Origin of the sequence: Colwellia psychrerythraea (assembly GCF_000764185.1) — a bacterium.
In the GTDB taxonomy this organism is placed as follows: domain Bacteria; phylum Pseudomonadota; class Gammaproteobacteria; order Enterobacterales; family Alteromonadaceae; genus Colwellia; species Colwellia psychrerythraea_B.
On sequence record NZ_JQEC01000054.1, the window covers coordinates 1 to 22,220 of the forward strand.

At 38.5% G+C, this 22,220-nt stretch carries 19 protein-coding genes and 1 rRNA gene; 13 read left to right on the forward strand and 7 right to left on the reverse strand.

The window, feature by feature from the left end; genetic code table 11:
- Positions 1-56: 56 nt before the first annotated feature.
- The 6 genes from GAB14E_RS04790 to dusB form a co-directional block, all read right to left on the reverse strand.
- A 16S ribosomal RNA gene (locus GAB14E_RS04790) occupies positions 57-1,599 on the reverse strand.
- Positions 1,600-2,480: 881 nt separating this feature from the next.
- Positions 2,481-3,776, reverse strand: a complete 1,296-nt coding sequence (gene purD, locus GAB14E_RS04785) for a phosphoribosylamine--glycine ligase (protein ID WP_033083747.1) — start codon at positions 3,774-3,776, stop codon at positions 2,481-2,483.
- A 40-nt stretch (positions 3,777-3,816) separates the two neighbouring features.
- The gene (locus GAB14E_RS04780) at positions 3,817-4,665 is read right to left on the reverse strand and encodes a class I SAM-dependent methyltransferase (protein WP_033083748.1); all 849 of its coding nucleotides are present in this window, start codon (positions 4,663-4,665) and stop codon (positions 3,817-3,819) included.
- 410 nt (positions 4,666-5,075) lie between these two features.
- Complete coding sequence (gene purH, locus GAB14E_RS04775; protein ID WP_033083749.1) at positions 5,076-6,677, reverse strand: bifunctional phosphoribosylaminoimidazolecarboxamide formyltransferase/IMP cyclohydrolase; 1,602 nt, start codon at positions 6,675-6,677, stop codon at positions 5,076-5,078.
- Positions 6,678-6,825: 148 nt separating this feature from the next.
- Positions 6,826-7,113 carry a DNA-binding transcriptional regulator Fis gene (gene fis / locus GAB14E_RS04770; protein ID WP_019029596.1) on the reverse strand — a complete coding sequence of 96 codons (288 nt, stop codon included), beginning with the start codon at positions 7,111-7,113 and terminating at the stop codon, positions 6,826-6,828.
- Between the two features lie 62 nt (positions 7,114-7,175).
- Positions 7,176-8,192, reverse strand: coding sequence for a tRNA dihydrouridine synthase DusB (dusB, locus tag GAB14E_RS04765; RefSeq protein WP_033083750.1), 1,017 nt, complete (start codon positions 8,190-8,192; stop codon positions 7,176-7,178).
- 302 nt (positions 8,193-8,494) lie between these two features.
- Between dusB and GAB14E_RS04760 the strand changes: the two genes are divergently transcribed.
- The 11 genes from GAB14E_RS04760 (at position 8,495) to GAB14E_RS04715 (ending at position 18,959) form a co-directional block, all read left to right on the forward strand.
- Positions 8,495-9,820: a pepsin-like aspartic protease gene (locus tag GAB14E_RS04760; protein ID WP_033083751.1), complete on the forward strand. Its 1,326-nt coding sequence runs from the start codon at positions 8,495-8,497 to the stop codon at positions 9,818-9,820.
- A 44-nt stretch (positions 9,821-9,864) separates the two neighbouring features.
- Complete coding sequence (locus tag GAB14E_RS0123325; RefSeq protein WP_052093948.1) at positions 9,865-10,446, forward strand: GNAT family N-acetyltransferase; 582 nt, start codon at positions 9,865-9,867, stop codon at positions 10,444-10,446.
- A 74-nt stretch (positions 10,447-10,520) separates the two neighbouring features.
- Positions 10,521-11,387 carry an SAM-dependent methyltransferase gene (locus GAB14E_RS04755; protein WP_052093950.1) on the forward strand — a complete coding sequence of 289 codons (867 nt, stop codon included), beginning with the start codon at positions 10,521-10,523 and terminating at the stop codon, positions 11,385-11,387.
- Positions 11,388-11,429: 42 nt separating this feature from the next.
- Positions 11,430-11,870 carry a hypothetical protein gene (locus GAB14E_RS04750; protein ID WP_033083752.1) on the forward strand — a complete coding sequence of 147 codons (441 nt, stop codon included), beginning with the start codon at positions 11,430-11,432 and terminating at the stop codon, positions 11,868-11,870.
- 173 nt (positions 11,871-12,043) lie between these two features.
- Positions 12,044-12,601 (forward strand): GNAT family N-acetyltransferase, encoded by a 558-nt coding sequence (locus tag GAB14E_RS04745; RefSeq protein ID WP_033083753.1) that lies wholly within the window; start codon positions 12,044-12,046, stop codon positions 12,599-12,601.
- A gap of 461 nt (positions 12,602-13,062) precedes the next feature.
- Entirely contained in the window at positions 13,063-13,326 is a 264-nt protein-coding gene (locus GAB14E_RS04740; RefSeq protein WP_033083754.1) for a hypothetical protein, read from the forward strand.
- Positions 13,313-15,103: a GGDEF domain-containing protein gene (locus GAB14E_RS04735; protein WP_052093952.1), complete on the forward strand. Its 1,791-nt coding sequence runs from the start codon at positions 13,313-13,315 to the stop codon at positions 15,101-15,103. The genes GAB14E_RS04740 and GAB14E_RS04735 overlap by 14 nt, the downstream gene beginning before the upstream one ends.
- 53 nt (positions 15,104-15,156) lie before the next feature.
- On the forward strand, positions 15,157-15,747 hold the full coding sequence (locus GAB14E_RS04730) for a GNAT family N-acetyltransferase (protein WP_052093953.1): 591 nt from the start codon (positions 15,157-15,159) through the stop codon (positions 15,745-15,747).
- Positions 15,748-15,906: 159 nt separating this feature from the next.
- The gene (locus tag GAB14E_RS04725) at positions 15,907-16,728 is read left to right on the forward strand and encodes an SAM-dependent methyltransferase (protein WP_033083755.1); all 822 of its coding nucleotides are present in this window, start codon (positions 15,907-15,909) and stop codon (positions 16,726-16,728) included.
- A gap of 78 nt (positions 16,729-16,806) precedes the next feature.
- Positions 16,807-17,085, forward strand: coding sequence for a hypothetical protein (locus GAB14E_RS04720; RefSeq protein ID WP_033083756.1), 279 nt, complete (start codon positions 16,807-16,809; stop codon positions 17,083-17,085).
- 20 nt (positions 17,086-17,105) lie between these two features.
- Positions 17,106-18,959, forward strand: a complete 1,854-nt coding sequence (locus GAB14E_RS04715; RefSeq protein WP_052093955.1) for a GGDEF domain-containing protein — start codon at positions 17,106-17,108, stop codon at positions 18,957-18,959.
- Between the two features lie 150 nt (positions 18,960-19,109).
- On the opposite strand, the gene prmA is transcribed toward GAB14E_RS04715, so the two are convergent.
- The gene (gene prmA / locus GAB14E_RS04710; protein ID WP_033083757.1) at positions 19,110-19,991 is read right to left on the reverse strand and encodes a 50S ribosomal protein L11 methyltransferase; all 882 of its coding nucleotides are present in this window, start codon (positions 19,989-19,991) and stop codon (positions 19,110-19,112) included.
- 170 nt (positions 19,992-20,161) lie between these two features.
- On the opposite strand from prmA, the gene GAB14E_RS04705 reads away from it, so the two are divergent.
- Both GAB14E_RS04705 and GAB14E_RS04700 read left to right on the forward strand, forming a co-directional pair.
- The gene (locus GAB14E_RS04705) at positions 20,162-20,680 is read left to right on the forward strand and encodes a putative 4-hydroxy-4-methyl-2-oxoglutarate aldolase (RefSeq protein WP_052093956.1); all 519 of its coding nucleotides are present in this window, start codon (positions 20,162-20,164) and stop codon (positions 20,678-20,680) included.
- 369 nt (positions 20,681-21,049) lie between these two features.
- Entirely contained in the window at positions 21,050-22,015 is a 966-nt protein-coding gene (locus tag GAB14E_RS04700) for an NAD(P)-dependent oxidoreductase (protein ID WP_052093958.1), read from the forward strand.
- Positions 22,016-22,220: the final 205 nt, after the last annotated feature.

Here is a 22,220-nt window from a genome sequence, read left to right on the forward strand (position 1 = left end):
AATTTGTGTGAACACTCGTGAATCCGAGGATTCCATTAAGTAATTTTACTTCAAGATAAGGAGGTGATCCAACCCCAGGTTCCCCTAGGGTTACCTTGTTACGACTTCACCCCAGTCATGAAACACAAAGTGGTGACCGTCCTCCCCGAAAGGTTAAACTAGCCACTTCTTTTGCATCCCACTCCCATGGTGTGACGGGCGGTGTGTACAAGGCCCGGGAACGTATTCACCGTAGCATTCTGATCTACGATTACTAGCGATTCCGACTTCATGGAGTCGAGTTGCAGACTCCAATCCGGACTACGACAAGCTTTGTGGGATTCGCTCCACCTCGCGGTATTGCTGCCCTCTGTACCTGCCATTGTAGCACGTGTGTAGCCCATCCCGTAAGGGCCATGATGACTTGACGTCGTCCCCACCTTCCTCCGGTTTATCACCGGCAGTCTCCTTAGAGTTCCCGCCATAACGCGCTGGCAAATAAGGATAGGGGTTGCGCTCGTTGCGGGACTTAACCCAACATTTCACAACACGAGCTGACGACAGCCATGCAGCACCTGTCACAGAGTTCCCGAAGGCACAAGTCTATCTCTAGTCTCTTCTCTGGATGTCAAGGGATGGTAAGGTTCTTCGCGTTGCATCGAATTAAACCACATGCTCCACCGCTTGTGCGGGCCCCCGTCAATTCATTTGAGTTTTAACCTTGCGGCCGTACTCCCCAGGCGGTCAACTTAGTGCGTTAGCTGCGCCACTCACGTCTCAAGGACACAAACGGCTAGTTGACATCGTTTACGGCGTGGACTACCAGGGTATCTAATCCTGTTCGCTCCCCACGCTTTCGTTCCTCAGCGTCAGTATCTGTCCAGGTGGCCGCCTTCGCCACTGATGTTCCTTCCAATCTCTACGCATTTCACCGCTACACTGGAAATTCCACCACCCTCTACAGTACTCTAGTCTACCAGTTCAAAATGCAGTTCCAAGGTTGAGCCCTGGGCTTTCACATCTTGCTTAATAGACCGCCTACGAACGCTTTACGCCCAGTAATTCCGATTAACGCTTGCACCCCTCGTATTACCGCGGCTGCTGGCACGAAGTTAGCCGGTGCTTCTTCTGTTGTTAACGTCACAGATTGCAGCTATTAACTACAACCCTTTCCTCACAACTGAAAGTGCTTTACAACCCGAAGGCCTTCTTCACACACGCGGCATGGCTGCATCAGGCTTTCGCCCATTGTGCAATATTCCCCACTGCTGCCTCCCGTAGGAGTCTGGGCCGTGTCTCAGTCCCAGTGTGGCTGATCATCCTCTCAAACCAGCTAGAGATCGTCGCCTTGGTAAGCCTTTACCTTACCAACTAGCTAATCTCACTTGGGCTAATCAAATGGCGAGAGGTCCGAAGATCCCCCCCTTTGGTCCGTAGACGTTATGCGGTATTAGCAGTCGTTTCCAACTGTTGTCCCCCACCATAAGGCATATTCCCAAGCATTACTCACCCGTCCGCCGCTCGTCAGCAGATAGCAAGCTACCTCTGTTACCGCTCGACTTGCATGTGTTAAGCCTGCCGCCAGCGTTCAATCTGAGCCATGATCAAACTCTTCAATTAAAAATCGTTTGTGTAACCTCATCACAAGTGATGTGTTACTGCTCAATGAATCCTGTCGTGCTATCTACCTAAGTAAATAGCGCATTACATAGTCGCTACCTAACCGAAGTTAAGTAACTATATTTATTTGCATGAACATCATTCATTAAGCGTTTTTATTCTCCCGAAGGAAAACTATGTAAAACAACATTAATGTGAGTGCTCACACAAATTGCATGATAACTAATTGTTAAAGAATAACTTCTAAATAATCGCTAAGATTAAGTTGAAGTAGATGAGAGTCGCATTCGCTCTTCACCTGAACTGAAAACTCTGTGGTTAATCAGTGTTGCTCGTTGCTGTTGCCCCGAAGCAGGAGGCGTATAATACGCTTCCGAGTTTTGATGTCAACGTTTTTTTCTATTTAAAGTAAAGTATTTTGAAACACTTTAAAACGAGACGTTAAGTTAACTGGTTTAGCTTAAAAGCAAGTAGATAACTTATCAAAACGTCCAGTTGGTAAAGGTTTTTGCCTGACCCCCTTGGAACTGGAGCGCATTATAGAGATAGTTCATTTTGGATCAAGCTTTATTTTCACTTTTTTATTTATTTCCGCTTGTTCGCATACTTATTGTACATATAGCTTTCTTATTGGACTACATGACATGATCATCGATGATCCTTTATCCGTTCCTAGTGCAATATACACCTAAATTTATAAAGTAAACTTGCTTGTAATCATCATAAAAAGCATTAAATTTGCGTCATTATGTCCCTTAATTTCATTCTAATATAAAAAAACCGACACTAAGGTCGGTTTTTAAAGGTTAACTAAATGATCACAGGGTATAATTCGACAGATCACACTGGTGATCTATTACCTTACTTCGTATGACTGTTAATTAACTATTTTCTTGTTCACGCTCAATAGCACGATAAGCAATGTCAGTTCTAAACTCAACACCTGCCCAGCTAATTTGATGTAATAGCTCATACGCAGTTTGTTGAGCTTCAGTTACTGTATTACCAAGAGCTGTAGCGCAAAGTACACGACCGCCGTTAGTAACCACCTCACCTTGCTCATTCAACTTAGTACCTGCATGGAATGTTTTGGCAGATACATTGTTGTTGGTATCTAAACCTGAAATAACATCACCTTTAGGGTAGCTTGCTGGATAACTTTGCGCTGCAAGTACTACACCTACGGCTGCACGACTATCAAAGTCGATGGTAACTTTATCTAATTCGCCGCGTGTGGCAGCTAAACATAAGTCAACTAAATCGGATTTCAAGCGCATCATAATAGGTTGCGTTTCAGGATCACCAAATCGACAGTTATATTCAATGACGTTTGGCGTACCATCGCTTGCTATCATTAAACCAGCGTATAAGAAACCACTGTAAGGTGCATCCTCTGCTGCCATACCCTCAACCGTTGGCATGATTACTTCACTCATAATGCGATCATGAATTTCAGCTGTAACCACTGCTGCAGGAGAATATGCACCCATGCCACCAGTGTTTGGACCTAAATCTCCATTTAATGCACGTTTATGATCCTGGCTTGTTGCCATTGGCAAAACATTTTTACCGTCAACCATTACAATAAAGCTAGCTTCTTCACCTTCAAGAAACTCTTCAATCACTACGCGATGTCCAGCGTCACCAAAAGCATTACCCGCTAACATATCTGTAATAGCGTCTTCAGCTTCTTTTAATGTAAGTGCAACAATAACGCCCTTTCCTGCTGCTAAGCCGTCTGCTTTAACAACAATTGGGGCACCTTGCTGACGAACATACGCAAGCGCAGGTTCAACTTCGGTGAATTTTTCATAGCTACCTGAAGGAATTTTATTACGTGCTAAGAAATCTTTAGTAAATGACTTCGAACCTTCAAGTTGAGCAGCTTTGGCACTTGGACCAAAAATAGCTAAACCTTGGGCTTGAAAAGCATCAACAACTCCATCAACAAGGGGTTGTTCAGGACCAACAATAGTTAGGGCAACGTCTTCTCTTTGAGCAAAAGCAACTAAGGCAGCATTATCAGTAATATCGATAGCAACATTTTCTAATTTTGCTTCGGTTGCAGTACCCGCATTACCTGGTGCAACAAACACTTTAGTAACCTGACTTGATTGAGCCGCTTTCCATGCTAGTGCATGTTCACGACCGCCGCCGCCAATAACTAAGATTTTCATAAAATTTTCCTGTTTATTTTCTTATACGTTAAACCAGAACTTATTTGGCTGGTTTAACAAATTTTAATGTCATGCGATCGCTTTCGCCAATCGCTAAATATTTTGCTCTGTCTTTATCTTCAAGTGCTAAACGTGGTGGTAATGTCCACACACCTTTTGGATGAACTGCTAAATCTTTACTATTAGCATTAACTTCACTTGAACCAGCAAACCTAAAACCAGCCGCTTTAGCTTGTTTAATAGTTGATACTTCAGATACATAACCGCGAGCTTTATCGGCATCAACACCTACTGGTAATCTATGTTCAACTACACCTAATACGCCACCTGGCTTCAATGCATTGTAAGCATCTTTAAATACTTGCTTAACACCATCATCTTTCCAGTTATGCAGATTTCTAAACGTTAAGATTAAATCCGCAGTACCTTGTGGTGCCAATTCACTTTCTTGACGTGGAGTAAAGTCTGTTAATACAACTTCACTAAAAACAACATCTGACGCAAGTTTCTTCACTAATTTTTTACGTGAATTACTATAATAGTTATCTTCACCCGTATCAGGGTAATGAGCACCATAAAGTTTACCAGTACCTTTTAAGGCTGGTGCAAGTATTTCAGTGTACCAACCACCACCGGGAGTAATTTCCACTACGGTCATACTCGGGGTAAAACCAAAAAAGTTTAACGTTTCGATGGGATGACGATATTGATCACGTGATTTATTTTTAGCGGTACGATGATCGCCAGAAACAGCATTTTCAAGCGCTTTTGATGAAGCTGTATTTTCATGAGCATGTGTATCATGTGCAGTAGCTGATAAGCTTAATGCTCCACAACTTAATGTTACTGCAATAGCAATTGATTTAAGCGCGTTTGTTTTAATTGTCATAACTATGGTCCTTGTAAGTATTATTAGTATTAATGCCACTATATCTGATATAGCCACCCTACTTCGCGATACTTTTTGAAGTGCGACGGGTATAAAACGATTAGGGTATTAATTTACGGCAATATTTATAACAGATTTGAAACAAACAAGCAGCGTTGATTATTGCTGTTATGTAACATAATAAATCAACACTGCTTATATAATGGCTCTAATTCGGTGAAGTATTACTCCTTGAATAAGCAATACGCATAAACCCACCTAGCTTTTAACAATTTTTATCTAGAGTACACCTAATTAATGAAGTTCCTTTAAGCTGCTCTGTTCAATTTCAAGAAAAAAGCACGGAGCTGACGAATGTCAGTGAGTACTTTTAACGCCTAAATTGGACTTAGCAGCGACAAGGAGCAATATTAATGGCGGAAGTGACGCATACCAGTAAACACCATCGCGATGTTATGTTCGTCTGCTGCGGCAATAACTTCATTATCACGCATAGAGCCACCTGGCTGAATCACAGCAGTAATACCTGCTTCAGCAGCAGCGTCTAAACCATCACGGAATGGGAAGAATGCATCAGAGGCCATTACTGAACCTTTAACTTCTAAGTTTTCGTCTGCGGCTTTAATACCAGCAACTTTCGCTGAGTATACACGGCTCATTTGGCCAGCGCCGACACCGATAGTAGCGCTATTTTTAACGTATACAATCGCGTTAGATTTAACAAACTTTGCTACTTTCCAACAAAATTGTAAATCACGCATCTCGTCATCAGTAGGTTTACGTTTAGTTACTACCGTTAGGTCAACACTTGTCACGCTACCATGGTCAGTATCTTGTACTAATAAACCGCCATTAACGCGTTTAAAATCAAAACCAGTGGTTTTGCTGTCCCACTGACCACATTCTAATAAACGTAGGTTAGGTTTAGCAGCAACAATTTGTGCAGCAGCATCAGAAATGCTAGGTGCAATAATAACTTCCACGAATTGACGAGAAACAATTGCTTCAGCAGTATCAGCATCTAATTCACGGTTAAACGCGATAATGCCACCAAACGCTGAAGTAGGGTCAGTTTTATAAGCGCCTTCATAAGCCGCTAAAATATTATCGCCAATAGCAACACCACAAGGGTTAGCATGTTTAACGATTACACAAGCTGGTTCATCAAATTCTTTAACACATTCTAATGCTGCATCAGTATCAGCAATGTTGTTATAAGATAATGCTTTGCCTTGTAATTGAGTCGCAGTAGAAACTGACGCTTCTTCAGGGTTCGCTTCTTTATAGAAAGCAGCCTCTTGATGCGAGTTTTCACCGTAACGTAAATCTTGAGTTTTAATAAACTGGCTGTTAAACGTACGTGGGAATTTAACTTTATTATCTAATGATGCTGCTGAATCAACTTCGCCGTACGCTGGTAACATTTTACCAAAGTAGTTAGCAATCATACCGTCGTAACTAGCTGTGTGCTCATAGGCAGCAATCGCTAAATCAAAACGTGTTTTGTAAGTTAGTGAATCATTGTTGTTATCTAATTCAGTTAATACACGATCATAATCGTTAGCATTAACAACAATAGTCACGTCTTTATGGTTCTTAGCTGCAGCGCGAACCATAGTTGGTCCACCAATATCGATATTTTCGATAGCATTTTCTAAAGAACAGTTTTCATCGCTTACTGCATTAGCAAATGGGTACAAGTTAACCACTACCATATCAATTGCGCTGATATTGTTTTCGGCCATTACAGTTTCATCAATACCACGACGCGCTAAAATGCCGCCATGTACTTTAGGGTGTAATGTTTTAACGCGACCATCCATAATTTCTGGGTGACCGGTATAGTCAGATACTTCAGTAACTTTAATACCGTTTTCAGCTAATAATTTTGCAGTTCCGCCAGTAGAAAGAAGATCAACACCTTTCTCACTTAAGCGACGAGCAAATTCAACAATACCTGATTTATCTGAAACACTTAAAAGTGCGCGTTTAATTGGACGTGGAGTATCCATCTGTATATTTACCTTTGTAGTTGTAACTTACTGCTAACTTAGTGCCGACTCGCCGCTAACTTGCAAAGTTACCTAATTATTTAAAGAGATTTAAAGTGCTTTAAAACATAAAAAGCACCCGAGGGTGCTTTTCATTTAAAATTCGATATTAGTTCATACCGTATTTTTTAAGTTTCTTACGTAACGTACCGCGGTTGATGCCTAGTAAGTTAGCAGCGCGTGTTTGATTACCGCGAGTGTACATCATAACTTCTTCTAACATTGGCGCTTCAATTTCGCTCAATACAAGGTCATACATATCATCAACATCGTTACCATTTAATTGTGATAAGTAGTTGCTAATTGCGATTTTAGCTTGGCTACGTAATGGAGACGTTTTAGTTTGTGTTTGAATATCGCCAGTGATAAATGGAGAAGAAATATTTTGTTCGAACATATGATATAACTCTTTCTTTTGTTAATAAAAATAAAATAAAACTACGATAACTTGTACTATTCCTATAAGGAAGCAGTGACAAAATCATCAAAAAATTTGTCTAACGTCGCCAATTGTTCATCGGTTGACGTTAAACCATTAAAAATAGCTCTAAACGCTTTGCCTTGGTCAATAGTGAACGCTACGCTGAAACCATCACTGGTCTCAACTAGATTATGTATATACCAAGACACATGTTTTCGGGCGATCATCACACCTTTGAAATCGCCGTAAAACTGATGTAACGCCATAACGTGGGCCACTACTATTGAACGTACTTCGTCCAATGCTGGTGCAGCCATTTTATTGCCCGTTGCCAAGAAATGATTAATTTCTCGAAAAATCCACGGACGACCCTGTGCACCACGGCCAATCATTATGGCATCTGCCCCCGTATGGCTTAACACCTGTAGTGCCTTTTCTGGTGACGTAATATCACCATTTGCCACTACAGGAATTGAAATAGCCGCTTTAATTGCTTTAATAGTGTCGTACTCCGCATAACCTTTATAAAAGTCATTACGGGTACGGCCATGCACTGCGAGTGATGCTATACCACTATTTTCGGCAATTTTAGCTATTTCAATACCATTACGAGTATCTTCGCACCATCCTGTACGAATTTTTAGCGTAACCGGAATATCTACCGATTTTACCACCGCCTGAACAATGCGCTCAACCAGTGCTGGTTCTTTTAATAAAGCAGAACCCGCCAATTTTTTGTTTACCTTTTTTGCCGGGCAACCCATATTAATATCAATAATTTGTGCACCGTTATCAGCATTCACTTTGGCAGCAAAGGCTAATTCATCAGGACAACTTCCGGCAATTTGTACACTGCGGATTCCTGCGGCATCACTATGCAACATTCTCAATTTAGACTTTTCGGTATGCCATACTTTCGGATTTGACGAAAGCATTTCGGATACCGCTAACCCTGCACCCAATTGACAACATAATTGCCGAAAAGGTTGATCCGTAATTCCAGCCATAGGGGCGAGTATTACCTTGGATTTAAGTTGATATGTGCCTATTTTCATACTGCTGTTTTTTTGAGCTACCTTCAAAAGGGCGCTAAGTTTACACGTCTTTTTTTCAATTTAAAAGCATAGAATTTGAACAATATTTGTTTTTTTTCACCTTTTTGATATTGACATTTATTAAAGCATTAATGTGAGCGCAATTTGTACAATTGACTAACAAATTAGTTGACAATGGCAACAAAAAAAGACAAAGCCAAATACAGCCAAAACTTAGCTCGAATAACGCCTGCAAGTGTGGCAGAGTAAAATAACAACACTTCGCTAAACTAATAGCTAAATCAATAATAACTATAAATATAATGACAAAATCCAAAACGACTATTCTAAGAATCCCAACAACCAATGTATTTGGAAGAGGTGACTACAGTGCCACTTTGCACCTTGGTAGTGAAAAATCGCCGGTAAACCTGTTACTCGATACAGGTAGCAGTACCCTAGTGGTAAAAAATTCAGCTTACCAAGCAAACCTTGATAAAAAATTAACAGCTAGCAGCGCAGTTCAAGAAGTTAATTACGGTGTTGGCGGCTGGAATGGCCCTGTTGTTTATACCAGTATCAATATTCATGAACATTGCCATGAGTCAGAACACCCACAAAGTATCGCAGAAAATCCAAGCATGGACTTATCAAATGCCCCCGTTGCCGTGGTGCATTCAGCAAAACAGAGTAAAACCTTTGGTGATGCCGATGGTATTTTAGGTTTGGCTTATCACCACCTAAATAAAAGCTTTGATTTTAGCGTCTACTTTGCCGAGCATAACATTACGCCTGCACTCAGTTATCCTTGGCCTTTTAGTGACGAGATAAGTGAAGACCTAGCCAGTTTTAAAAAATTGATGTGGAAATACCCCGAACATGATGTAACGCCCTACTTCACCTTATTAGAACAGCAACAACTGAGCGCAAATAAGTTTGCTTTTTATAGTAAACGCTCAGCAATACATATTAATGCCGATAATACTGAAAAAACATCTGCTGATGAGTTAGCCAAAGACAAACTCAATCAGGGTTTACTCATTTTAGGTGGCGGTGAAGAACAAAGTGATTTGTATCAAGGAGAGTTTCAAAATCTCAAAGTTGAACACGATGTTTATTACAATGTAGAACTTAAGTCTGTGCAAGTGGGTATTAGTAAACCTATAACAGCAGCACCACTGGAACCAAAAAAACTAAAAACATACTTCACTAACGCCATTATTGATACCGGTGCCGGCGGCATAGTACTTACTGCTGATATTTACCAACAAGTGATTAGCGACCTTATTACTTATAACGCCAACTTTGCCGAGTGTTTAGCTCCTTTTAAAGAAATTAGTGCACAGCTAACTGGCATTGATGCCAGCGAATTAAAACTGTCTGAGTGGCCCAGCATTTATTTCAATTTTGTTAGCGAGCCAGCAACGACTACAAAAGCTGAGAAAATAGTGCAACTAGCTTGTACACCTGAAACTTACTGGCAAATTAACACGCCCAATTATGGTAAAGCCTGCTTTCGCTTATTAAGTCAATTACCGCAATGGCCCAACCAAAGCATTATAGGCTTGCCGCTGTTGAATAATTATTACGTGGTGTTTGATCGAACTAAAGATAAAACAGGTGTGGTGAAGTTTGCAAAGCAGCAGTAGCTACATTTTATTTATCGATCAATACAAAAGGAAGTAAACAATAAATGCAAACACTTGCAACAGAACGGTTGATAATTAGGCCATTAACCAAACAAGATAAAGCACTCTATATAACACTTTATACTGACGCTAAAGTAATGCGAAATATTTGCCCGCCCCTAAACAAACACGCAGCAGAGCAACTATTTGAGTCCAGCTTAAAACAACTAGACCGATTTAATAATAAACGTTTAAGTTGGGTACTTATTGAAAAGGCTAGTCAGCAAGCCATCGGCATTCAAGGTATCACGTGGGATCAAGGTGATTCAGAGACAATAAGCATCGGTATTATGCTTACTCGTTCTGCCAACGGTAAGTTGATTCCAGAAGAAGCTATGGGCGCCTTGATAGAATATAGCTTTAAGCATTTAAAAATAAATAAAATAAATGCCGAATACCAAAAAATAAACCTAGCCACAGCACGTTTTGTGAAGAAGTTAGGCTTTATTGCTGGGGCTGTGAGAGAGGAAGATGAAAACCAAGATTGTCATATGCAAGTGCAACATATAAAACAAAACTATATTACAGAAATAATAACTGAAATAGCTAAAGAAGAAAAATCACTTGTGGCTGTAAGTGTTGATTAGACTATTGACAAATCATTGATTTTTAGTAACTTAGCTGCATTGTAATAGCTTTACTTATTTAAAATGGAAGATATATGGTAAACAAGGCTCAAAATTCAGCAAACCTAGATAGCTCAAAAGCTGGTAGTTTAGTTTGTGTTGGTACAGGTATCGCGCTAGCGGGGCAAATAACTACCATAGCCAAAAGCCATATTGAAAATGCAGATGTTGTTTTTGCCGCTTTGCCAAACAGCATTGCTGATCAATGGCTGGCCAGTTTAAACCCTAATATCATTAATTTGCAGCAGTTTTATGTTGATGGTATGCCAAGAACTGAATGTTATCAAAATATGGTCAATGCCATATTGACCGAAGTAAGAACGGGAAAAAATGTCGTTGGAGCTTTTTATGGTCATGCAGGGGTATTTGCTTGGGCGCCACATGAATCAATTCGCATTGCCCGTAGTGAAGGTTACTCTGCCTATATGGAGCCAGGCATATCTGCTGAAGACTGCCTTTATGCCGACTTAGGTATTGACCCTGGCACTGTAGGTTGCCAAGCCTTTGAAACCAGCCAATTATTGTTTTATAAACACACTGTTGATCCGGCGAGTTTACTTATTTTATGGCAAATAGGTATTGCTGGTGATCACACCTTCACCACCTACGATAGTGATATCAATAAACTAGAATTAACCGTGCAGTTTTTAAACCAGTGGTATGACAATGATCATGAAGTTATTGTTTATGAGGCGCCTTTTCTGCCAACACAAACTGTAAGAATGGACAGAATAAAACTTAAAGATTTAGCCAAATGTAAACTGAGCATGATTTCAACGTTGGTAATTCCACCGGCAAAGAAATTAGAATTAGATCATGAGACTTTGGCGATGTTTGGCCTAAAAGCTGCAGACCTAACCTCTCATCAAGAAAAGCGTACAGAAATTACTGAAGTAAATTAACAACAACAACAACAACAACAACAACAACAACAAGGAAGACCTATGAACAATAATATAGAACAATTAATTGCCATTGCTTCAAATGCTAAGTTAAAACATGCATTTACACACGATGTTAAAGCTTTAGCTTCGCTTAAAGCAGAGTTCAATGAAGGTAATAGTACCCATAAAGCATTATTTTTTGCTAACAATGATGAAGAACTGACCGTTTCTTCTAAAGCAGAAAATACTCATAAAGCATTCTTCGTAGCTAACGATGGCCAAGAATTTACTATGTCGGCTGAAGTAGAAAATAACCATAAAGCACTTTTAGTAGCTAACGATGGCCAAGAGTTTACTATGTCGGCTGAAGTTGAGAATAGCCATAAAGCATTTTTTTTTGCTAACGATGGCCAAGAATTTACTATGTCGGCTGAAGTTGAGAATAACCATAAAGCAGTTTTTTTTGCTAACGATGGTCAAGAATTCTCGTTACATTGTTAATTCATAACTAACGCTATAGAGCCGTGTTATATTTTATAAAATGGTTCATTTTATTTAGTATCTGATTATAGAGGCCGCTATTTTATTGATAGTGGCCTTTTTTATTTTTCGTTGGTTATTTAGCAAGATTCACAATCTGCATCCTCTAATAAGTAAAAGTGATAAGGATAAATATGCATAGCTTTACTACTGAGCGGTTACTGATAAGACCATTATCAATACAAGATAAAGCATTATTTATTAACCTATATACCGATGCCAAGGTTATGCGTAATATTGCTGCGCCCTTGAGCGATGAAAAAGCAGAGAAAGCTTTCAACAACACACTAAGTATCATGAATAAAGCTCAGCCTAAAATAATGTCATGGGCAATTGTGAATATTATCGATAACAGAGCCATTGGCATACAAGGGTTTACTTGGTCACCGATGAAAAATGGTCCTCTAAGTAATACTAAGCCAAGCGTCGCCGAAATAGGAATAATGTTATTGCGTAGCAGTAGTGGTAAGTTATTACCTGAAGAGGCAATCGGTTCTTTAATTGAATATGGTTTCAAACATTTAAAGCTCGAACAAATCAATGCATGTTTTACGAAAGAAAACCTAGCAACGGCAAGAGTATCTAAAAAAGCAGGTTTTGTTTGTAACCTCAAAGAGAACAAAGATGAACCAGGACAAAGAATTGAAAGCGTATTTAAAAACAATTGGCTACGCAGCTATATAAAATTATAAAATAGAGTCTTTTGGGTTTTTAAAACGTAACAATACTGTTATCTTTCAAATACGAAAGCATCAAAATAAAAACAACATGGTAAAAAACGCGAGATGGTCGAAGCGATATTAAGCGAAGTGCACAAGGGTAAAAAAGTGGTAGCCGCATTTTATGGTCAGACTAAGGTATTTTCTTGTAATTAGATATCGAGTAATTAAAAAAACTCAAATATAAACGTCACCGGCTTCCTGAGCACATTTCTTTATCGGAGCTAATGGGAGGCGAATTATTTATGCACACTACCTTGGTAATACCGCCGAGTGAAAAAAATGCAAACAAATGATAAAGTATTGACTCGATTAGCCGAAATAGACAAACAAGAAGAACAACTAAAGAATCGTCTGACACTCAGTTTACTGCTATAAATGCAGCGATGAAATAAAGAAAAAATAACTAATAACAATAATGGAGTATGAAAACAATGAATAAAGTAATACAAGTATTAGAACAAATGGCTAGTGATTCTAGCTTGCAAAATAAAACAGATATTGAAACGTTGTTAACTACAGCTAAAATCAAAACTGGCCAAAGTGAAGCGATTATTGCTAAAAATGTGGTTTCACTTGAGCGGCAATTGGACATTTGTCCTGATATTATTTGCTTTCTAGTTCCCGCCGAAGACGATGACAAAGATAGTGAAACCGATGAAGATCAAGCAAGGACCCAGTCTGTTGTTAACGGTTAAATTATTCAAGAGTAAAATAAGAACTACTATAAACTTTTGTTTTGGTATTATTATTTTACTTACTTTTTTCTTACAAAATGCATTATCTGCTCCAAGCAACAATATCAATGTATTATTAGAAGCTGCCGATAAAACACGTTCAAGTAACCCCGTAGAATACTCTGTATTACTAGATAAACTTAAACCATTACAGAAGATGATGTCACTACAACAAAGTGATTATTTTGACTACCTAACCGCTTACCAGCTCATATATAAAGGAAAAGCCAAACAAGCGACTACTAAATTATTAAGTTTATTGTCTTCAAAAGCGCATGTATCAATAAAATTTAGAGCTCGGCTTACACTCGTTAATATATTCGGTATTGAACAAAACTGGAGTGAAGGCTTATTACACTTATCAAAGGCATTAAAAGAACTGTCCAATACAGCGATTAAAAAAGAAACGAAAGAAGAAGGCTTAGCTATTGCCGCAATATTTTATAACCAAATTGGTCAATATGACTTAAGTTTAAACTATGCAAATAAACTTACATTAAGTTCCGCTAACACAAGATCTCTTTGTATAGCTGCAATGAGCAGTGTTGAATCAAGACTACATCTCAATAAACTAGAAGATGAGACAACAGACATAGAAGACGCAATCACTTTATGTAAAAATGAACCTATTGCAGCAAACTTTATTCGCTCAAATCGAGCAAAATTTGATATTGCTAAAAATCATCACTTTAAAGTTATAAAATCATTAAGCCCGCAAATCGAGCAAGTAGAATCCACTAGATACCCGAGACTCATTGTTGAAATTTATGCCGCGCTTGCTCAAGCATATTTAATGCAAGACAACTTAAAAAAGGCTACAGAATTTTCTTTAAAAACCATTAAAACTGGTGAAAGTATCAAAACTACTCAAGCAGTAGTACTAGCTTATAAGCTACTTTATCAAATTACTCTTCAGCAAAAAGAATATCGACAAGCACTAAACTATCATGAGCAACATGCAAAATTGGATAAAGCCAACTTAGATGAAATTCAAGCCAAACACCTTGCTTTTCAACTCGCCCAGCACAAGTCATTTGAGCAAAAAAGTAAAATAAGATTACTTAAAGAAAAAAACGCCTTGTTAATCAGTAAACAGGCTTTAGCCAAGGCTAAAGTTGCTAATGTGCAAATGTTCATCGCGATATTAACCGTGACTATTGCTCTATTAATGTTATGGGGCGGACGCCTATGGAAGTCACACAAACGAGTAAAAGAACTGGCTGAATACGATGCCTTAACAGGAATTTATAATCGTGGTCACTTTACTCAGGTAACCAAGATTGCGTTAAAATATTGTAAAAGTGCTCAACAAGATTTAAGTGTGATCATGTTCGATTTAGATCACTTTAAATTAGTTAATGATAATTTTGGCCACGCTTGTGGTGATTGGGCGTTAAAAGAAACCATCAAGGCTTGTCAAAATATAGGGCGGAAAAATGATATTTTTGCCCGCTTAGGCGGCGAAGAGTTTTGCTTAGTATTACCAAGCTGTAATATTAATGCTGCTATGTTACGTGCTGAAGCATGCCGTGCAGCAATTGAAGCGATTATTACTGAAGAGTCTGGTTGTGATTTCTCTATTACCGCGAGCTTTGGCGTAACCGATGTAAAGCGCTCCGGTTTTGATTTAGACAAGCTTTTAGCTGACTCGGATGGTGCCGCATATGCTTCTAAACATGCAGGACGAAATAGAGTCACCATATTTCAAGTACCTGGTGCCGAAACAGATAAAGCATAGCGTTATAACTCATTCTCATCTCAATCATAAACACTAATAAAATAAAATGTAACATGCATAGCTTTACTACCCAGCGGTTATTAATAAGACCATTACTTGCTGAAGACGAAACTTTCTTTTGTCAGCAATATAGTAATGAAAAAGTAATGCGCCACAATGGCGGCGCAATAACGCCTGTTGAAGCCAACAAAGCCTTTATTCGCTCACTAAAAGCAAATAATAGAGCCATAAACGGTGAAAAAAAAACAATACTTACATGGGCAATTATCTGTAAAAGTAATAACACGATAATTGGTACTCAAACCTTTTCTTTTTTGATTAGGCCACACAATGCCAAAATAATGAGCTTGGTAGCGGTGAATAAAACAAAACAAGCAGAGATAGGCATAGTACTCAGCCTAAAAGCCAACGGAAAACTGTTTCCTGAAGAAGCCATGGGCGCATTAATGGAGTATGGGTTTACTCACCTTAAATTTGATAAAATTAATGCCTTCTATGCCAGTAAAAACTTGGCCACTAAACGTTTTGTTAAAAAGCTTGGTTTTATTTATAACCCTGCTTTACAAAATGTTGATACTCATGATAGTTATCAATATGCAAATAAAAACCAATGGCAACAAAAACTGATCTACCAACTTTATTAATGAATTATTTATTACTTATTATTTAAAAAAATAATAAGTAATCAACTGTAACCCATAGTGTTTTTCTGATACTTTATCTCAAAAGATAGAACGTAAATTTCTTATATTAATTTTCAGATTAGCTGAATGGTTAATACGTATAAAATTAGGATGAATTATATGTCAGGTAGTTTAGTGTGTGTTGGTACGGGTATGACCTTAGGGGCGCATATTAGCCCGATAGCAAGAAGTCATATCGAACAAGCCGATATAGTATTCTCACTAATGGCCAATGGTTTTGCGCAAAAATGGCTTGAAGAAATGAATGATGAAGTCCGCACACTACAAGGCTTTTATCAAGAGGGTAAAAACCGCAATATTACTTACAATGAAATGGTTGAAGCTATTTTAACCGAAGTACGAAATGGTAAAAAAGTTGTCGCTGCCTTTTATGGCCACCCAGGTGTATTTGCCTGTGTTAGTCATAGAGCCATTAACAAAGCAAAAAAAGAAGATCTACCTGCAACTATGGAGCCTGGAATTTCTGCCGAAGATTGCCTCTATGCTGACTTAGGTATAGATCCAGGTCAAACAGGTTGTACACATTATGAAACCAGTCAATTTATGTTTTATCAACGTAATATTGAGACCTCTGCCCATTTAATTTTATGGCAAGTGGCCTTAGCCGGTGATAAATCGTTAGCTAAATTTTCTACCGGTAGTGCCTACCGAGAAGTGTTGGTGGAGTTATTATTAGAACATTACCCTAGCGATCACCAAGTTATTTTGTATCAAGCCAAAGGCATTGCCATAGATACTATGCGCGCTGAATATATTTCCTTAACGGAATTAATTGATGCTGAATTATTTATGCACACTACTTTGGTCATTCCACCATGTACAAAAATGCAGCCAAATGATAAAGTTTTGGCACGCTTAGCTGAAATAGACAAAAAAGAAAAAAGGGCGAAAGATGGCCCAGTATTGAGCTTAGTTTTATAAAACAGATCTACGTTAGCTAAGAGCTTAAATATAAATACGGATTTAAAAAAGAGTTTAACAATAACAAGGAGTAAATGGATGAGTAAAGTAATTCAAGTATTAGAAACAATGGCAAGTGATGCATCTTTAATTAACGAAGAAAATATCAGCACATTTTTAACAACCACTGAGATCAATGCTGAGCAACAGCGAGCTATCACAGCCAAAAGCGCAGGACAGTTAGCTGAAACTATAGCTGATTTACCTGAACTTATGGCTTTCTCTCAAGTTCTTCCCGCTGACGAAGATGCACCAATTGAAGATGAACAAGAAGATGACAATAGTGCAAGCAGTAAACTTCTAGCTTCTAGCTTCTAGCTTCTAAAGTAGATATTCACATGAAAAAGCACCGTACCGTATTTAACTATTTCAATAAACTTAGTCTTATTGTGCTGTGCTTCATTTTATACAATATTACTTTTGTACCAGCACAAGCATTTGAAATAAAAAAACAATACTCAACTAGCAAAAAAATACTCACTAGTGAGGAAGTTTCAACGCAATTAGCTCTGGCTGATAAATATAAGCGCAGCAATCCGACAAAATTTAAACAGTTGATTTTTGAGCTGGCGCAACAAAAAACACTAACAACTGAACAGCGACATTATCTAAACCTCTTACATTCATACCATTTAAGCTTCATTGGTGAGTATGATTCAGCCGAAAGTAAGATAAAGGAAATTCTCCATTCTGATGCGAGTAGTTTAATCAAATTTAGAGCTAACTATGCTCTCATTACCATTTCAATGACTACACAAAACTGGCTAAATGGTCTGCAATATGTGACTAAAAACATTAACGCTTTAGCAAGCATTAATAATAGTGAGCACTACCAAAATGGCTTACTGATCACCATTATTTTTTATAATCAGATCGGGCAATATACATTAGCTCTGAGTTATATTGAACAACTTGCTAAACAAGATCTCTCAGCTAAAAATGATTGCTGGTTAAGACAACTTACCTTAGAAACAAAATTTAAACTTAACGAACTAAAATCAGGAAATCCTGCTTTAGAAGATACTATCCAAAAATGTATAACTGCTGATAATAAGATTAATACCAATATAGTACGTACCTATAAGGCTAAGCTATTTTTACAAGAGAACATGCCTGAAGCTGCAATAAATTTCATGCTAGGCAGTTTAGATGAAGTGCGTTCGACACAATATCCTATGTTAATTGCCGAAACGGCTAATATTATTGCTAAAGCTTATTGGCAGATCAATGATATAGATAATGCCCAACTTTATGCTAGCGAGGCATTAACAATAAATAATAATATGAGTAACCTGTTACAAGGTGTTGATACCTATTATTTGCTTTATCAAGTAACTAAACAACAACAAAACTTAGCGCTCGCGCTAGATTACTTTGAAAAATATGCCGAAGTAGAAAGAAACCAGCTTGAGGGTGAAAAAGCCAAACATCTAGCGTTTCAGATCGCCCAGCACCAATCGCTTGAGCAAAAAAGCCAAATAAAATTACTTAATAAAAAAAATGCCTTATTAGTCAGTGAAAAAGCATTAGCCAAGGCGAAAGTAGCTAATGTACAAATGTTTATTGCGATATTAACTGTAACCATAGCACTCTTAGTATTATGGGGCGGACGCTTATTGCAGTCTCATAGGCAGGTAAAAGAGTTAGCAGAATATGATGCCTTAACCGGCATTTATAATCGTGGCCACTTTACTCAGGTAACCAAGAGCGCGTTAAAGTATTGCAAAAATGCTCAACAAGATTTGAGTGTGATCATGTTCGATTTAGATCACTTCAAATTAGTTAATGATAATTATGGTCACGCTTGTGGTGATTGGGCATTAAAGGCAACCATTAAAGTTTGCCAAGATATTGGCCGGCAAAATGATATTTTTGCCCGCTTAGGCGGCGAAGAGTTTTGCTTAGTATTGCCTAGTTGTAGTATTGAAGTAGCTCAACTACGTGCTGAAGCATGTCGCGCAGCAATTGAAGAGATTATTACTGAGGAATCTGGCTGTGATTTTTCTATTACCGCTAGCTTTGGCGTAACCGATGTCAAACGTTCAGGTTTTGATTTGGACAAACTTTTAGCTGATTCTGACGGTGCCGCTTATGCTTCGAAACATGCAGGGCGAAATAGAGTCACTGTTTTTCAACCTGCCGCTACCGACGAAACCAAACCATTAGATAATTCATGGAGTGTTGTTTCTTAACACTTTTGTCATCCTGCTGGTAAGCCCTAGATACCCGATTAGAAACTTAGGGGATGACACTTAAAGGTCCTATTTTCAGGAATGACATATTGTGACTTCAGGGCTGTTACTGATTATTTTTGTTCGAGCGTGACTCTACTTAACTAAAGCTTATTTACGTTGTCCATTCAAGCGTACCCATTCTTCTTGTACACTCACTGGTTCCATATCACACCACTGTCCATAAATTTCTTGTAGGGTTTGTGCTTGCTCTTCTAATACACCAGACAAAGCTAATAGACCTTTATCACCAACATATTCGATGATAGTAGGTGCTAACTCGCGTAATGGTCCTGCTAAAATGTTTGCTACAACTACATCCGCTTTAAATTTAGGCTGATCTTTAGGTAGGTATAATTCCAATCTATCGGAGACATTATTACGCTCGGCATTAGCAAGACTTGCTTGTAGTGCTTGCGGGTCGATATCAATGCCTATAACTTTCTTTGCGCCTAACTTAAGCGCCGCTAGTGATAAAATGCCTGAGCCACAACCAAAATCAACCACGGTTTTACCTTGCAAGTCTAGGCCGTCTAACCAAGTTAAACATAATGCAGTTGTTGGGTGAGTACCGGTACCAAAGGCAAGCCCAGGGTCTAACATAACATTTACAGCGTCTGGCTCTGGCACATCAAGCCAACTTGGGCATACCCAAAGGCGTTCACCAAATTTCATTGGGTGGAAGTTGTCCATCCATTCACGTTCCCAGTCTTTGTCTTCTAACTGCTCTAGCTTGTATTGCATTTTCTCTTTATCAGGATGAATACCTTGCAAGTAACTAATAACCTTATCCATATCATGGCTTGCTTCAAATAAGCCCATGACAACAGTATTCGACCAGTAGATGACTTCATCGCCGGGTAATGGCTCATATATTGGGGTGTCTTGTGCATCGACAAAAGTAACCGCTTGTGAGCCACAGGCTGAAAGCCAATCACTATATTTTTCTGCGTTATCTTCGTTAGCACTTAATCTAAGTTGTATCCAAGGCATCTGATATTCTCTACTGGTATTTTGTGTGTGCTGCTACTGGTTACCGTCGCCCTTATAGTTAGTAAAAAAGGTCGATGTAATTGGTAAATAGTAGCCATAAATAAGCTTGATGCTAGTTTATCATTCATTACTGCTAGAGTAGGCATAAATAACTATAAAAAGGAAATTCCATGCTGGATTTACTGCCAGACTTATTTGATCAATACCCTGAGCAACTTGACCTCGCTGATCCAGCTTTTACTGATTACGGCAAGAATACTATTTTTTATGGTGAGATAGTCACAGTGTCTTGTTTTGAAGATAATTCAAAGGTGAAAGAACTATTAGCTACTGATGGTACAAACAAAGTGCTGGTAGTTGATGGTAAAGGCAGTATGAACCGCGCCCTATTAGGTGATTTGATAGCTGAAAATGCGGTTAAGCACAATTGGCAGGCGGTAGTTATAAATGGCTGCATTCGTGATGCTGGTACTATTGCTACTTTAGCGATTGCGGTAAAAGCCCTTGGTTGTAACCCGATAAAAACAGAAAAGTTAGGAGTGGGTGATATTAACATGGTAGTTAGTTTTGCAGGTCTTGACTTTATTCCGGGTTGGACTATTTATGGTGATGCAAATGGCTTGGCGGTCAGTGAATCAAAACTCATATCAAGCGATTCTCAAGCGAATTATAGCCGAAACATGATCTAAGTTTTACTGAACTAATGAAGAGCTATTGCCTAGTTAACCTGAACTCTGGATAAGCAGCATTTGCTCAATATTCCTCTTTATCCAATTCTCAGCGTTAAAACGTCGATAAATAACCCGTTATTCATAAACGTTTTGCCTTAATAATCGAATAAATTGAAACATTGATAGAGTATATCGCTATTTAATCCGGTAAATTTTATTTTCAATAATCGTAAGCTGTTGTTTTTAATTAAACATCAAGCACTCATTATCCAGAGTTCAGGTTAGTTATAAACAATGAAAGCATCAACTTAATGCAGGTTAAGGTTTTATCTTTTCTGCTATGTTAATCTGAACATATAAAGATGAATAAGTAGAGTTGGCTTGTCGATGAAGTATTTTCCCGTTTTTCTTGATGGTAGTAAAATCAATGCCATGGTGATTGGTGGTGGCGATGTAGCCGCCCGCAAAATTGAATTACTATTAAAAACTACCACAACCATTACCATAATGGCTGCCAGTGTTACCGAAGGCGTTGAACGATTAATTAACGAAAATAACTTAACTTGGTTACAGCATAATTATAAAGCAGATTTATTAACTAAAACCACCTTAGTGATTGCTGCCACCGATGATGCAGCAGTAAATGAGCAAGTTTATTATGAAGCAGTAGAGTCTAAAATTCTTGCTAATGTGGTTGATCAACCTGCCCTGTGTACTTATATCACGCCGGCTATTATTGATCGTTCGCCAATGATTATTGCCCTTTCCAGCTCTGGTAGCGCCCCTATTCTCATTCGTATGTTACGCGAACAGATAGAGAAAATTTTACCGCAAGGCTATGGCCGCTTGGCTGATTTCTCATTAAAATTTCGTGATCATGTAAAAGCCCGTATTAAAGGTATACGCAATCGCCGTACTTTTTGGGAAAGCACTTTGCGCGGTTCAATAGGTCAAAACTTACTTGATGGTAAACAACAACAAGCTGAGCAACAATTAATTGCAAGTTTGAAAGAGCAAATAGCACCGCCAAAGGGTGAAATCGTTTTTATTCAAACCCTTGAAGGTAATCCTGATAACTTAACGCTGAACGCTCATCGCGCTTTACAGTTTGCTGACGCGGTTTTTTATGATGAAGCGGTAAATATTGAGCTTATTGAATATGTTCGCCGTGATGCACAAAAGTATCCTCAGAGCATAAGTTCAACTATTTTATTAAACTATCAACATGCTCTAGAGCTTGCCCAGCAAGGCCAACAAGTCATTTACTTACTCAGCGGTAATGAAGAACTACCAAGTAATGCGGCAGTAGTTAGTAGTGGTATTAGCACTAAAATCATTACCAGCGGAAGCTAGATTTTATCAAAACTTGATAGAATACTTTCTAGCAAGAATAAATTGTACAAAAGTACTGTCGGGATTTTTTACACTCTGAGTAAAAACTCTAACATTTAAAAACACAAAATGACCATTATTTAACCACATAGCGACTATGGCGCGCTCTATGCAGCTTTTATAAGTGAAAATCAAACAAGGAGTGTATCGATTAGTGACCTACTTA

Coding starts and splice junctions, on each gene's coding strand:
- purH (WP_033083749.1), bottom strand. CDS start 6,677: ATGGATACTCCACGTCCAATTAAACGCGCACTTTTAAGTGTTTCAGAT.
- GAB14E_RS04715 (WP_052093955.1), top strand. CDS start 17,106: ATGAAAAAGCACCGTACCGTATTTAACTATTTCAATAAACTTAGTCTT.
- dusB (WP_033083750.1), bottom strand. CDS start 8,192: ATGAAAATAGGCACATATCAACTTAAATCCAAGGTAATACTCGCCCCT.
- GAB14E_RS04725 (WP_033083755.1), top strand. CDS start 15,907: ATGTCAGGTAGTTTAGTGTGTGTTGGTACGGGTATGACCTTAGGGGCG.
- GAB14E_RS0123325 (WP_052093948.1), top strand. CDS start 9,865: ATGCAAACACTTGCAACAGAACGGTTGATAATTAGGCCATTAACCAAA.
- GAB14E_RS04700 (WP_052093958.1), top strand. CDS start 21,050: ATGAAGTATTTTCCCGTTTTTCTTGATGGTAGTAAAATCAATGCCATG.
- prmA (WP_033083757.1), bottom strand. CDS start 19,991: ATGCCTTGGATACAACTTAGATTAAGTGCTAACGAAGATAACGCAGAA.
- GAB14E_RS04740 (WP_033083754.1), top strand. CDS start 13,063: ATGAATAAAGTAATACAAGTATTAGAACAAATGGCTAGTGATTCTAGC.
- GAB14E_RS04755 (WP_052093950.1), top strand. CDS start 10,521: ATGGTAAACAAGGCTCAAAATTCAGCAAACCTAGATAGCTCAAAAGCT.
- GAB14E_RS04730 (WP_052093953.1), top strand. CDS start 15,157: ATGCATAGCTTTACTACCCAGCGGTTATTAATAAGACCATTACTTGCT.
- fis (WP_019029596.1), bottom strand. CDS start 7,113: ATGTTCGAACAAAATATTTCTTCTCCATTTATCACTGGCGATATTCAA.
- GAB14E_RS04760 (WP_033083751.1), top strand. CDS start 8,495: ATGACAAAATCCAAAACGACTATTCTAAGAATCCCAACAACCAATGTA.
- GAB14E_RS04780 (WP_033083748.1), bottom strand. CDS start 4,665: ATGACAATTAAAACAAACGCGCTTAAATCAATTGCTATTGCAGTAACA.
- GAB14E_RS04745 (WP_033083753.1), top strand. CDS start 12,044: ATGCATAGCTTTACTACTGAGCGGTTACTGATAAGACCATTATCAATA.
- GAB14E_RS04720 (WP_033083756.1), top strand. CDS start 16,807: ATGAGTAAAGTAATTCAAGTATTAGAAACAATGGCAAGTGATGCATCT.
- GAB14E_RS04705 (WP_052093956.1), top strand. CDS start 20,162: ATGCTGGATTTACTGCCAGACTTATTTGATCAATACCCTGAGCAACTT.
- purD (WP_033083747.1), bottom strand. CDS start 3,776: ATGAAAATCTTAGTTATTGGCGGCGGCGGTCGTGAACATGCACTAGCA.
- GAB14E_RS04750 (WP_033083752.1), top strand. CDS start 11,430: ATGAACAATAATATAGAACAATTAATTGCCATTGCTTCAAATGCTAAG.